A 12,591-nucleotide genomic window follows, 5' to 3' on the forward strand; every position below is an offset into this window, starting at 1 on the left:
TGGTTGTGGCCCGGTCCATGCGTAGACCGCCGGCCTTGGCCGTGATGCTACACATCAGCTCGTCGGTGTGCAGACTGCCTTTCATCAGCATCTCGCCGTGGGCAGCGTGGATCAGTTCGACGGCCTTAGCGGCGGCCGCCTCGCTGTGCGGCGCATCGACGATTTCGATTCTCGCGATGTCGAGCCCGTGAGTGTCGGCCGTGTCTCTGATCTTTCCCTCCGGACCCACCAGGATCGGTCGGATGATGCCCGCGCTGGCGCTGTCGAGGACGCCGCAGCGCAGGGAGGTCTCGTCGCAGGGGTGCACCACGACGGTCTGAACGGGATCGATCGAGCGGGCGCTGCGATCAGAGTATCGTACTTGCTCGGAGTGCTCGTGTGGGCGTTTGCGGTAGCCTGGTCGACGGACTCATCGCTGGCGTTTCATTCACGCCTTTCAGGGCTACTGGGCGGTTTTTGACCTCAAGGGCCTAGTTGAATCCGCAGTGGGCCGGATAGGCTTGAACCATTACCACCTTATACCGTGAGATTTACGGACAACTCTCACGACGACCCAGGCAAAAACGTACCTGAGCCTAAGCCATGCGCAGAGGAGGCCCGGCGGTTCGCGCAGCAATATGCCGACGTTGGGAAGTTACGAGGTCGCTCGAATTGAGGAAGTCTCTGCCCCGCAGACCCTCGCCTGAATCCTTGTCCTCCTCATTGCATGATCGAATGAAGTTCGCTGCCGGCGGCACAATACCCATTCAGGGTGCACAGTGGTTCGTCGCCAATATGTTAACGCCTCGCGCGGAACGGCTGGGTTAGACCAGCATCTGATAAACTACGAGCGCAGGAAAACCGCAGCGTCTAGATAGCAAGGAGGAAATATCGCCTTAAGCCTCGCGCCGCGCAGGAAGATTGTGTGACGAGACAAACCACCACGCGTTGCGATCCAATTCCGAACCGGAGCCGGGTACATTGAATACATTATTCGTGTGGCTTCTGGATTTGTAATTTGGCGTCCGCCAGCCCCCAGGTCCCAGGCTGCGTGGAAGGCAAGATTTGCCCTTTCAGTTACGCAGATTCTTTCCGAAGGGATCTTAGCTAGGACGATCGTACAGGCCGAGGCGCAGAGGCCATCGATGATCACAGTCTGGCCCGTGTTCTTCAAGTTTTCGTACCGATCGAAGTAACGTTGGATCAACCCACCCCGATCGTTGGTAATCCTCACCACGGCATCGCTTGGGCCCGCGTATCCCAGTGAAAATGCTGTAGCGAGCAATGCCGTCAGGAATTTCATGTTTGTGCCTCTCAACATTGCATTTACCCCGGTACTACGTTCGAATGTGTTGCGGCAGGAACGACGTCACTGGGCGTTCGGGTAGCGGGTAGCAGGACTCGGCAGCCTGCCTCCGGAATGAACCCTTCGTAGGTTTGGAGCGGCAATCTGAGGCGATCGTGGGACACCCGCAGTTATCGGACGGCTATGCGCTTACATTTCTTGCGACCGCCGAATGGTTTCTGACAGTTTGCCGTACCCGGCGGCCGCGTCTGACTTCCAAGCTGAATACGAGGGTTCGATTCCCTTCCCCCGTCCAAACTTGTCGAAGAACTAGCCTGCGAACGATTGTTGCTTTCGACAAGGACTTCCCGTCTGGCGCGCGGCGCGGTCGTGGTTCACTGCCTCTACTTCGGTACGCATTCGACGTTGAAGGCAATGATGATCTGCGCTGGGTCAGCCTGACCCAGGCTCTTCAAGTCTTCCAAACCGCTTCTCATCCTGGCTCCCGCCTCCTTCAAGCGCTCCTCCAGTTTGGACTTCGCTGCCAGGCAGCGCTCTTCACTGGAAAATTCCTGGAATACCACGGTCGGAAGGACCCTCCATTCCGCTCTGTCATTTGTGGCGGCCGGACTAACTGAATACGAGAAGACGTACATCAGGACCCACATCGGAAGGCTCCATCTGTGACGCGACGGCAGTGAAAGCCTGCGCCCTCAAGGCCATCGTCGATAAGAGGGGCACGTCTCGCCTGCGTCGGTGCTTGCCACAGGCCGTGTTAGTGCAGCGCTGCTTAACAAAGGGAGGTTGATCTGGATCAAACAGAAGCCCGATACTTCCATCCTATGAGCCGGGGCTTGTCCTGGCGGGCGCACTATGGGCGGATCACGCCGATATGGATCATTGCGCTTCCAGCCACGCCAGCGTCTCCGCTTTTTGATCGGACGAAAATCGACGAACTTGCGCCGAGACAAAGTGCTTCGCCATCCGCGGTATGGCCTTGAAGAGCTCGCTGTCAGTCACGACGACCACGCGCTTCACCTGTCGATGATAGCCTCCGACGAGCTTGAGCTGTCCCAGCCCGGAAAGGCCTTTGCGAATATCATTAGGCCGGCCAGCTCTCCATTCGCCGCGACAAAGGGATCGATTTCCTGGGCGAGCCGCTCAAAGTTAGCTTTCTCGCGAGCGCCCCTACCGGCGAGAGAGTGAGGATGCGTCGGTCTCGCAGCAACTCCGGCCTGAGAAGTTCGAGGCCGCTCAACTATCGTCGGCTTATTGGGCTGACCGAAAGCAGCCGCAACATCTGTAAACCGGCGCTCTCACCCACCTCAGACATTGCAAAGATGCAGCAACCGCTAGCCATACATAGCCCGCAAAAAAGCCCCGGCGAGCCGGGGCTTTGGTTTGCGCAGACTGGAGCGATCAGTATCTCGCCGCGACAGGAGCTTTTCCATACCCGCCGAAGCGATAGTTGAAGCGCACAGTGACCATATCCACGTCTTGGCTGATCCGGTCGTTGAGTACGGCCGCAAGCCGCGGATCGGCCACGGAGAAGGAGTTGTTCGCATGTCCCATCCACAGATGATCGTATTCAACACCGACCGACCAGTTTTGTGCGAAGCCATACTCCCAGCCGACACCCAGCGCGCCGCCCCAGCGCGTGTTATCTGCCGAGACCAGACCGATCCCGGTGGTGTTGTCGAATATTGTCAGGCGATTGCTGGTTACGGCCGCGCCGCCCTTCACGTAGAGCAGTGACGCGTTCCACGCCCAACCGAGTTGGCCCGTGAAGAGACCGATGGCGTCGGTCTTAACTGTGGTTGAAAGCGTCGGGTTGAACAGGCTGACGCGTGTGTTGCTGAGGTCGGCCCAATCGCCCTGCGCTTCCAATCCGAACACAAATTGATTGGATTGCCAGCGATACCCGACCTGCCCGCCGACAACGCCACCCGACCGATCCCGGCAACCGCTTGCAACTGTGCCTGCGAGCGTGACGAAATCCACGCAATTGTGGCTTTGGCCCCATCCGCCGTTGGCGCCGATGTAGAAACCGGTCCAGTCATAGATCGGAGCGACCACCGGCGGCGGCGCCTTGGTGTAGGGGCGTGCCGCCATATCAGCCGCCGACGCGGGGGCCGCCATGCTCACTGCCAGCAAGGCCACGCCACTTAACAAAATCTTCCTCATTATTCTCGCTCCATCCACGTTTCACCCGAACGATGCCGGTTCTTTTTTGGATGTCCGGCGTTCCAGCTCGAACCTAGCTGAGCCGACTAGCATTCGATGTGCCTAAGCGGCAACAGTCGGGAAAATTTGGAAATGTGCGCGCGCTCTAGTTGAGTAAGCGCTATTGACCAATCAACGAAGGAATTTGCGTCTTAGAATTTGCGGCAGCGGCGGTTTGTTGGCCCCTTAGCCGAAGGTCGATTGAGCGCGTGTCATGTCGGCTGTCAGGGGCAAACCGGACGCCGATCCAACTTGGCGTCCACCGCTGCTTTTGACCCAATTGAGACATGAGCATTCCATGATTTGTGCAGCGCGCATGAACGCAGTGCACCATTCCCCTCGACGCCTTTTCCTGCTGGCCTGAGTATCTGGAGCAGTCATGTGCAAAGCTTTGGCGAAAACTATGTCGCTCGATGCGCTGCACATATTCATTGACATCTGGTGACAGTGGCCGACATTGACGGCCATGGTAGATAATAGGAGTAGGTGCAATGAGGGCTTACTCAATTGTCGGGCTGCTGTTTGCGGCAGTGGTGTTGGCGACGATTCCAGTCTCGCCGCAGGTTACATCGCGTGGCGTCGTGGAGTTAAGCGTTGATCAAGCGCAGGCCTACACGTATCGGCGCGCCCGCGTGACTGCGCGTCGTGTCGACCGTCGCGATTACCGCCATACGCGTCGTGCCGTGCGGCGTGGTGTCTACTAACGGAGCGCGATGCGCGCCGACAAGGTACGAGACGGTGATCAAAGTGCTCGATCACTCGCCCGCGCCGACGATTGATTGAGTAAATCACTGCGGTTCGTGCATGTCGTTTGCTGCGGCGATGAGTCCAGGTCTGGCCCATCAGCGAAGTGGTGACACGCCTCATTGAGGTCCGTTCAACGAGGCCGACGTGCTTACGTTGAGTCCTTCGCATTTTGACCCATTTGAGACATCGGCCGATCGCAGCCGACGTCCGGTTGGCACGAGGTTTATTTCACAACCAGATGCTTCGTGCGCGCTATGGCGGCAGGCGCGGACGGGGAAATGGTGAACGTCAGCCAGGTATTCCATCCTGACGGACGGTTGGCTGCACCGAATTCGCCGTATCCCCTCAGGCTAAGGGAGCCCTGCATGTCTGCGACCGGGAAGCCGTACCCGATTTGCGGACCGACACCGAAAACGCGTGACCTGAAGCCACCGAGGATCGGGTTCTGGCCGGAATCGTCGGTGATTTGCTGGTAGGCATATCCGACAATGCCGAGGAAAAGCTGCTTGGTGAGGTAGTGCGATGCGCCCCAGTCGAAGTGGAAATCGATGCCGCTCCGGTACAGGGTATCAGGATTCCTGAAATTGTAGGTAAGGCCGGCGACGCCCGAGATTTCGTTTCCTGCCGCCGGGTCGAAATAGGTATAGGCGCCTCCAATGTCGATCGCGCCGTGCCCGAGCCCGATGTTGGGAATCCGCGTCGGATCATAGTCGCCGACGGGAATATTGCCCGTGACGTAAGCCATGTAATTGTCGACGCCATGGCTCCATAGCAGTTGCGCGAATGGCGCGAGGTCGCCGTAGGAGGTAAGTGAGCCTTCGAGCATTCCGGTGCGCGTCATCACAATCGGTCCGGCTATCGCTGTCAGTGTTCCGGCGATACTGGTGGCGGCTCTGCCGTACTGGCCGGACATGCCTACGACCAACTGCCCGCCAAGCACCGCCGTCGTGAAAGTATACGATGGCGCAAGGGCGATCAGGTCGGCCCGCCCGCTCAGACTCAGATTTAGATTAACGTTGACGTTCGCGGGGATTTTGCCGGCCAGGATCTCTTTGGCCGCAGCAGCGCCCCCGGTTGCGGCGACGCCGGAATGGTAATCGATGACACTGAGCGCCCAGCCCGGTGTCTGCTGCATGGCCACGAGGCTCGCAAACTGACCCGGAAACCAGAACGAGCTACCGCCCTGGTCGGCATGCGAAACATCAGCGCAAAGCACGAGAGCAGCAACCGCTGCCGCATAGTTGATGACGCGGCTTCCCGGTTTGTTTGATCTCATTGCAAACCTCTGGGCGGCATTTGCAACCAGTGGCGGCTACTGCAAAGCGCTCCGCGAACCGCGGGGCCCCAAGTTAGACGGCATTCAATACTAGGGCACAAGCAGCGTCGAAATCCGTGACAGAATGGTAACAGCGGGGGATATTTGTATTACGGCGATGACGCAGTCTCGGCTCGACCAAGAGTTGCTTGCGCTGGAGATATTCGGTTTTCTTTGCCGGAGCGAGGTCTTTTCCTGGGTCATCGCGACAAGTGTGGGAGGTCTTGCTGAGGTCTGCTGTTGGCGGCAGAGCCGACTTGATTTTGCTCACCGCAAGTATTGCGGCTCGTGACCCTGGCTGTGTGGAAACGCTGCTGCTTTGCCATGATTCTCTCGTGATTCTGCGGGGGAAGCAGAGAGGCGCTTCGTTGAGCAGGCGGATCGTGGGCAATGGACACTATTGCCTGAATGCCTGAACCCGCTCGCTATGCGCCAACGTCGCGAGACAGTCGAGCATCCGTTCGGCACGATGAATGCACGCATGGGAGGGACCCACTTCCTCACTAGAACGCTCCCAAAAGTAGCCGCCGAGATGGCACTCTCGGTTCTGGCCTGACACGGGTCATCAACATCGTCGGGATCAAGCCGCTGATCTATGTGATCGCGGCCTGAGGCCGAGCCGGTCTTGGCTTGCTATCGGCTAATCTACAAAAGTGTGCTTCTACAGCCAAGACCCTTAGCAAACATCGTCTAGGCATACAGTCAGTTAGCTGCGTATGCTCCGACCATTATGCATTAGGTTCGAATTGAACTGCTTTGGCTCAGTCCTCGTCCTCGGACAGCGCACGGCGCCGGTCTACGGCATCACTCATATCGTGGAGTACCAGAATCGCGATGGCCGCCATGCGCTGCCTCTGTTCGGGATTAAGCGTTTTGTAGAGTGGCTGCCACGCCTCGGCGAGTTTATCCAAATCGGCTGATCGTTGAGCCAATGCTTCCGAGCGCCGCTGCAAGAAGGTGATAGGGTCACGATTGCGCAGGGCTTCGACACGGTTTTCGTCGGCCCGTCTACCCACTGTTTCTCCGATTTTTGCAAGGCGGGCTTTCCGGTCCTCCGCCCTGGCACGAATGGCGCTCTCTACAGCGGGCCAGTATTTCTCCTGGTCAGGTGTCAGCTGCAACGCGGCCTTTACCAGATCAATCCTCATGTCCGTCAGCGTATTCCGGTCGGCTGCATTTAACCGTTCCGGAGTCGCAGAAGAGGTTTGCGAGGTTTGCGCGTTGGCAATCGGGGATGCAGCAAGGAAGAGTGCGGTTGTTCCGGCAACTACTATTTTCAACATCGGCCATCTCCTAGGCGAGTTGCCCCACTCCACAATGGTGACGCACTGCGCGGTTACGTTGATCTAAATCAGGGAACCAGCGCCGCCCAGTGTTCGTCCTTTTACATCTCAGAAATCAATCTCGTATCGAGGGCCGACGGCGAGGCCGGGCACGTTCAGACCTTTGTGGGGTTTGGCCCCTCCAAGGAAGAGGCAGAGAAGAGCGCCCTGGGATGGTGCTCGCATATCAGGTTCGATCTTGAGACCTGCTTGAATTCGGATCGCCTGACCGCTCGCAACTATCGGTCAGACGGAGGTGACGCCGCACTTGATCTCAAGTACATGAAGGCAGTTGCGCGCATTACCGGCTGCAGTTAGAGCGCGTTCGCGAGCGATCGAACGCGCTTGATCTATATCAAGCAGCTCGTGGCCATCTTGCTGCAGGTAACAGACGACGTAGAGCCCAGGTCAATGTTTCGGGGCGCACCGGAGCGACCGGCATGCCACTGGCGGCATATTTCTGGAAGGTCGGAGCAGTGTTGCTCGCACTGCTCTTTGTTGCAGATTATTGGCTGCCGAGGGCCCCGACCGTCGATCAGGCGGCTACGGACCGGCCGGCCATACTTATCCACTCAGATCGCAAATGGCCCGAGCGTATTGTCTTCGATACCCAGTCGCCGGTGATCGTCGCCGCTGCGCCCGTGGCCGAGGCGACCGAGGTCGCAACTTCATCGGATGTGGCCGAACCGCCCGTTACCGTCCCACTGAGCCCGGCGGTGGCGAATTCTTTCGCGATGCTGCCGAAACAGGATACACGCCCGCCTGAAACCGTCGATCGCAAGCGACAACGCAAGATGTTGCATGTTGCGGCTCGACCGAGGCGAAACGTCCAGCCGCAGATGCTTCTGGCGGCACGACAAGGACAGTTCGGCTGGTTCGGCTTCAGAACCTGGTGATCGGCGTCCGGATAAGATCCAAACGCCGAGTCTCGCGGCTCCTATTCGTACATCGCACAGACATTTCCCTGCCAACGGAGACACCTGCGCACTGCACGCCGGGTTTGGCGGATCGTCGTCCTTGCAACGCAGACGCCGTTGATCCGCGTTCTGCCCACTCCGCAGGCGGCCGCGACCGGCGTGTTCAGGCTCTCGGATTGGGGAAGCGTCGGGGAGCAAATTGAACACGTCCACCAACAATCACCGTAGCGCCGGTCTTAAGCTGCAGACCGATGGCAGATTTCTGCGCCGCAGCGCCGCAACCAAACAGATCCAAATTCGGGCATTGTTGTTCTTTGGTGCAATGAACTTTAGGACAATACCGAGAATGCACTATCCCTGAAAATCTTGTCACCATGCACGCCCCTAACCCGGCACCGGAATTGCACGGTTACCAGGCCCATCATCACAAGATTAAGGAATGGGTCCAATGCTGATGCATATCACCTCAGTGTCGGTGCCTCATCCGCACTCCCTTTGCGAACTGGGGATACCGACCGAAACCAATCCGATCGTCAGCCTGAGCCAACTTACCTATCGGAAGTGCAACAAGATCTACGGCGAAAAGGAACCCGCCGATTATGTCTATCAGGTCAAGTCAGGCGCGGTACGAAGCTACAAGCTGCTTCGTGATGGCCGCCGGCAAATCGGCGCCTTTTACGTTTCCGGCGATATCTTCGGACTGGAGAATGGAAGCCTGCACCGTTCTACGGCAGAAGCCGTCGTGGACACGACGGTTCGCCTCATTCGGCGACAGAATCTCGATGTAATTTCCGGCAGTGATGGCGCGCTGGCCAAGCATCTGCTCCGCATGACCACCAGCAATCTGAAGCATGCGGAAGACCATATGCTGCTCCTTGGACGCAAAACTTCGATCGAGCGCGTCGCGGCCATCATCCTTGAGATGGACGAGCGGCTCACCGACGCCGGCATTTTGGCACTGCCAATGTCACGGCGTGATATCGCGGACTACCTTGGACTCAAGCTGGAAACCGTTTCGCGGGCGTTATCGCATCTGCGCAAGCTTGGCATCCTCGGCTTCATCGGTGCCACCCACCGCCAGATCGTACTGTTGGACCGGCAGCAACTCGCCGGCTTCGATCGTCAGAATTGACAGCCGGGTCGAAGCGAAGACCCTTTGCCGTTCCTAATTGAGCGGCCCCGGTGCCATGCCGGGACCTCTAATCTGCGCGGAAGTACGGTTCAATAGCGAGCGGTGACCGGTGCCGAATAACCGCCGAAACGATAGTTCAACCGAAGTGTGACCATGTCCACATCCTGACTGACCCCGTTGCCGAGAAGGGTGATGCCCCCTGGCGTGACCACGCCCGCGAAGGACGTGTTGTCACGCCCCATCCAGAGATGGTCGTATTCGATGCCGAACGACCAATTCGGCGAGAAACCGTATTCCCAGCCGACACCGAGGGCACCGCCCCAGCGCGTGTGACCTGCGGAGTCAGGCCGACTCCGGTGAGGTTGTTGAAGACATCAAAGCGATTGCGCGTCACCGCAGCGCCACCCTTCACATAGAACAGCGACGCTTTCCATGCCCATCCGAATTGAGCCGTGAACAGCCCAATGCCATCAATCTTGCCTGTGGTTGAGATCAATGGATCGATCAAGCTGACGCGTGTGTTCTTGATCTCGGCCCAGTCGCCCTGCGCCTCCAAGCCGAGCACAGACTGGTTCGTTTGCCAGCGGTACCCGATCTGCCCGCCAACAAGGCCGCCCGAACGATCAGCGCAACCACCTGCGACTGTCCCGGCGGGCGTCAGGAAATCCACGCAACCATGGCTCTGCCCCCAGCCTCCGTTGGCGCCAATGTAGAATCCGCTCCAGTTGTAGATCGCCACCACCGGTGCCAGCGGCGCCGCCTTGACGGCCATATCGGCGGCCATGGCAGGCGCCGTCATGCTCAGCGCTGCGAGACTGAGCGGAGTCATCGAAAGCCTTTTCATCGTCCATATCCCCATGCTCAGAGCTCTTTCGTTCAGAGAACGCGAGCTCTTATGAAGTGCCCGACGTCCACAAGTCTAAAGCGATGAGACCTAAGCCCGTAATAAAATGGCAACACTTGAGAGCGGTGTATGTGCACGGGAACGTGCTTATTCCGCGTCGGGACCTGGATCTCGCTCAGCGTTCCATTGTTCATCGACAAGCCAAGCTTGGATGCGGGGCGACGGAATGAGTTGCCTGGGGACGTGCGGATTGATCGTGCCCGCAAATACAACGAGACCTTCGTCGAGCTTTGCACGAACGAATGCCTTGGCCTCTGCTTCCGTAGCGAAGGTCCTTGTTTCCCGAGGGCTCCGCTGCTTCGGCAGCGTGCCGCGTTTACGAACCTCGAAGGTGACATACCAAGTCGGCGTCATCGCACGCACCAACTAACTGCCCTAGCCCAGTCGGTCTCTTGTTTTGGTGCGGGTATCATGAAGCTGGTTGATCTGAATCAAGATCGCGGTTGGTGCTGTCAGTAAACCAGGCGACGGGCGGTAGGGAACAAGGAGGATGTTCGACGGAGTTAACGCACAGCCCAGTTCACCCTTGATGTACGTCAATGTCGCTCATGTGTCCGGGCACACGCTATCGTAAGCCGTAGGAATGCGGCTTCTGCTACCCTTAGGAGGACATCATGAAGGCTAAGATGCGACTTTCGATCAAGTCAGTGACGGTTACAGGAATCGCTGCCAGCGCACTTCTGGGACTTGCAGGGGCCACGCTTGCTCCATCACCGGCCCGCGCGATCGTGTATTGCCAGTACGTCGACTATCCGGTGGGTTGCGTTGCCCGGGCTGGCGTTGCCCTCCGGCCACGGCCCGTTGCGCGCGCTGCAGTCCGTCATAACGTCGGCGGTAATGCCAATGGCGGCGTTAATCGCGTCGGAGTGCGTCGATAGAGGATTTGCCGGCGGGCCCCTAGCCTTGGTGCATAAACCAACATCGTGGCCCGCGGTAGCATTCAACACAACTTTTCGGCCATGGAGCGTCTTCGTTTCGAGGGACTTCTCGGCTTCAGGAGCAGGCCACCAAATTGCTGTCATCTATTTTCCAATGCGTGATGAAGCCGTCTGGTTGAATCGCCGCACGTGGCATCACCTGCATCGATATCGCGATGGACAGCCAATAACCTGATCACCGTCACCCTCCGTTGGTGCCCTTTGAAAGGAAAGATCAATCCGCGTGCAGAATCAGAAAGAGTTTGATCAGGAGGCAGCCGTTTGGACCGCCTCCTAGTCGTCTCCTTGCTGACTCGGTGTGCCGGGCGTGCGATCAATTCCGCTAGTCTGCAGCAGATCAGGGTGCCATAACGTCGCTGGTATGCTGACGCGCCGAAGTCGATGCCCGCTTCACCGGCTTTCGCGTGTGTTTTACGGGCAGCGGAACGGCAAACCGTTGGTGCCTGCGACCAAAGTCCCCGATGTGCAGGCCATGCCGGTAGGAGTTATGTACCAGCCATTGCTGGAGCTGGCCGTGGACGCCGCATAGTAGGCGTTGGCTGCCCGAGCTCCGCCTGTGTAGTAAGGGCCGCCTCCCCATCCCCAGTTGGGCGATGTAGCCGCCACAGCAGCAGCGCCGCCGACGGCGGCCGCGCCGGCGACGCCAGCGCCGACTACCTCGGCTCCATACCGGTACGCAGCCCGTCGGTCTTGCAGGCGAGCAACACCTGCAACGCTCATTGGGGTCAGTGGTCGACCGACCCGTGCTTGGGCACTCTCGACTGACATAGAGACACCGCGTTGTTCAGACCAGCTAAACGAGAACAGTGCCGCGCATGCGACAGTTGAGCCCGCAATTGCAAGTTTTGTTAGATGCATCTTTTTCATGAATTTGCTCCATTACTGGCTTGCCCCATGCTGAAAGAATTCTGCCTCACCGCCGGGTGGGCATTGCGCTAGAAGTAGCGAGCGTCAGCGAGGACATTAAGCTCGCCGTTCAGAGACAGGGTTACTACATGCGCAAGCTAACGGACTTTAAGAAGCGGTAGTCCGCAAAGCGCACGTGAAACCTCTACAGCATCACAACCAACCAAGCCGCGATCATCGCGCTGTTTCGCGTCGTCAACCGCTATGCCGGCAACCTCGCACCGATGCCGGTCGTGTTTCCGGGTTACCCGGCAACACTGACACCGGCCGCGAGCTGGCCATGATGCGCTGGGGCATGCCGCCGCCACCAAAGTTCGGCGGGCCACCGGTCACCAACATCCGCAATGCCGTCACCGCACTGGCCAGGCTGCCTGAAGCCGGAGAACCGCCGCCTTGTCCCGGCTAACAGCTTCTCCGAGCAACGTCCGCTGCCGGATGACGCGCTGAGGATCGTGGCGCGTGGCGCCGAAGGAGAACTAAGGCCGTCAAGTGAAAGTTGCCGTCGATCGACCTTACCGATCCCCAAGAGCTGCCCGCAAGAGTCTTGAGATCGCTACGCAGTCCAGCTCGGCAAGCGCGCGGCATCGCCGATTAATTTCTTGAAAGCCGAGCATTTCAGGCGCTCTAGGTCCCGTTCTCCGTCCGCCGCACGCGCCAGAAGATGTTCAGCAATTTCAAGCGCCGAAGCCGACTTCCGCTGATGGAAACGGGCGTCAAGCAGCACCTCGTCCAACGCGCGGCGCAATGTGGCTATCGTGGATGGATCGTAGCTCATGTCGGTCGTGTAGCCGACGCTGACAACAGTGAGATGACTGCCAAAGGACGCTGGGTCCGTTTGGCCTCTTTACGGCCGCGGTCACACTGAAGATCAAGAATTGTCCGGATTTCATACCCGTGCAGTCGTTTGGTTGTCGCAGATCGAT

The 12,591-nt window shown here is 58.5% G+C and carries 11 protein-coding genes and 4 pseudogenes; 4 read left to right on the forward strand and 11 right to left on the reverse strand.

Going from position 1 to position 12,591, the window contains the following annotated elements; genetic code table 11:
* Positions 1 to 10 precede the first annotated feature (10 nt).
* From ACVJ5M_RS14450 to ACVJ5M_RS14480, 7 genes and pseudogenes are all read right to left on the reverse strand, one after another.
* A pseudogene (locus ACVJ5M_RS14450) lies at positions 11 to 351 on the reverse strand (phosphate acetyltransferase); the annotation flags it as partial.
* Between the two features lie 472 nt (positions 352 to 823).
* Positions 824 to 1,282: a hypothetical protein gene (locus ACVJ5M_RS14455; protein WP_135217227.1), complete on the reverse strand. Its 459-nt coding sequence runs from the start codon at positions 1,280 to 1,282 to the stop codon at positions 824 to 826.
* A gap of 386 nt (positions 1,283 to 1,668) precedes the next feature.
* Positions 1,669 to 1,932, reverse strand: a complete 264-nt coding sequence (locus ACVJ5M_RS14460; RefSeq protein WP_135217226.1) for a hypothetical protein — start codon at positions 1,930 to 1,932, stop codon at positions 1,669 to 1,671.
* Positions 1,933 to 2,161: 229 nt separating this feature from the next.
* Positions 2,162 to 2,362: a SpoIIAA family protein gene (locus tag ACVJ5M_RS14465; protein WP_085398422.1), complete on the reverse strand. Its 201-nt coding sequence runs from the start codon at positions 2,360 to 2,362 to the stop codon at positions 2,162 to 2,164.
* 321 nt (positions 2,363 to 2,683) lie between these two features.
* Complete coding sequence (locus ACVJ5M_RS14470; RefSeq protein ID WP_038953383.1) at positions 2,684 to 3,448, reverse strand: outer membrane protein; 765 nt, start codon at positions 3,446 to 3,448, stop codon at positions 2,684 to 2,686.
* A 1,009-nt stretch (positions 3,449 to 4,457) separates the two neighbouring features.
* A complete protein-coding gene (locus tag ACVJ5M_RS14475) occupies positions 4,458 to 5,510 on the reverse strand; it encodes a SphA family protein (RefSeq protein ID WP_166086967.1) in 1,053 nt (350 codons plus the stop codon).
* Between the two features lie 800 nt (positions 5,511 to 6,310).
* Complete coding sequence (locus ACVJ5M_RS14480) at positions 6,311 to 6,832, reverse strand: Spy/CpxP family protein refolding chaperone (RefSeq protein ID WP_038945733.1); 522 nt, start codon at positions 6,830 to 6,832, stop codon at positions 6,311 to 6,313.
* A gap of 479 nt (positions 6,833 to 7,311) precedes the next feature.
* Between ACVJ5M_RS14480 and ACVJ5M_RS14485 the strand changes: the two genes are divergently transcribed.
* Together ACVJ5M_RS14485 and ACVJ5M_RS14490 are read left to right on the forward strand one after the other, a co-directional pair.
* Positions 7,312 to 7,767, forward strand: a complete 456-nt coding sequence (locus tag ACVJ5M_RS14485; protein WP_354076807.1) for a hypothetical protein — start codon at positions 7,312 to 7,314, stop codon at positions 7,765 to 7,767.
* A gap of 469 nt (positions 7,768 to 8,236) precedes the next feature.
* Complete coding sequence (locus ACVJ5M_RS14490) at positions 8,237 to 8,920, forward strand: helix-turn-helix domain-containing protein (RefSeq protein ID WP_456679343.1); 684 nt, start codon at positions 8,237 to 8,239, stop codon at positions 8,918 to 8,920.
* A gap of 89 nt (positions 8,921 to 9,009) precedes the next feature.
* Here ACVJ5M_RS14490 and ACVJ5M_RS14495 read toward each other — a convergent pair.
* Both ACVJ5M_RS14495 and ACVJ5M_RS14500 read right to left on the reverse strand, forming a co-directional pair.
* Positions 9,010 to 9,764 (reverse strand): annotated as a pseudogene (locus tag ACVJ5M_RS14495) (outer membrane protein).
* 147 nt (positions 9,765 to 9,911) lie between these two features.
* Complete coding sequence (locus ACVJ5M_RS14500; protein WP_135217305.1) at positions 9,912 to 10,178, reverse strand: hypothetical protein; 267 nt, start codon at positions 10,176 to 10,178, stop codon at positions 9,912 to 9,914.
* Between the two features lie 260 nt (positions 10,179 to 10,438).
* Between ACVJ5M_RS14500 and ACVJ5M_RS14505 the strand changes: the two genes are divergently transcribed.
* The gene (locus ACVJ5M_RS14505) at positions 10,439 to 10,702 is read left to right on the forward strand and encodes a hypothetical protein (RefSeq protein WP_085398219.1); all 264 of its coding nucleotides are present in this window, start codon (positions 10,439 to 10,441) and stop codon (positions 10,700 to 10,702) included.
* A 740-nt stretch (positions 10,703 to 11,442) separates the two neighbouring features.
* Here ACVJ5M_RS14505 and ACVJ5M_RS14510 read toward each other — a convergent pair.
* Positions 11,443 to 11,629, reverse strand: a pseudogene (locus tag ACVJ5M_RS14510) (hypothetical protein); the annotation flags it as partial.
* Between the two features lie 263 nt (positions 11,630 to 11,892).
* Between ACVJ5M_RS14510 and ACVJ5M_RS14515 the strand changes: the two are divergent.
* Positions 11,893 to 12,105, forward strand: a pseudogene (locus ACVJ5M_RS14515) (SOS response-associated peptidase); the annotation flags it as partial.
* 116 nt (positions 12,106 to 12,221) lie between these two features.
* Here the strand turns inward: ACVJ5M_RS14515 and ACVJ5M_RS14520 are convergent.
* Positions 12,222 to 12,443 carry a hypothetical protein gene (locus ACVJ5M_RS14520; RefSeq protein WP_038946060.1) on the reverse strand — a complete coding sequence of 74 codons (222 nt, stop codon included), beginning with the start codon at positions 12,441 to 12,443 and terminating at the stop codon, positions 12,222 to 12,224.
* Positions 12,444 to 12,591 lie beyond the last annotated feature (148 nt).

Source organism: Bradyrhizobium sp. S3.7.6 (assembly GCF_054061875.1).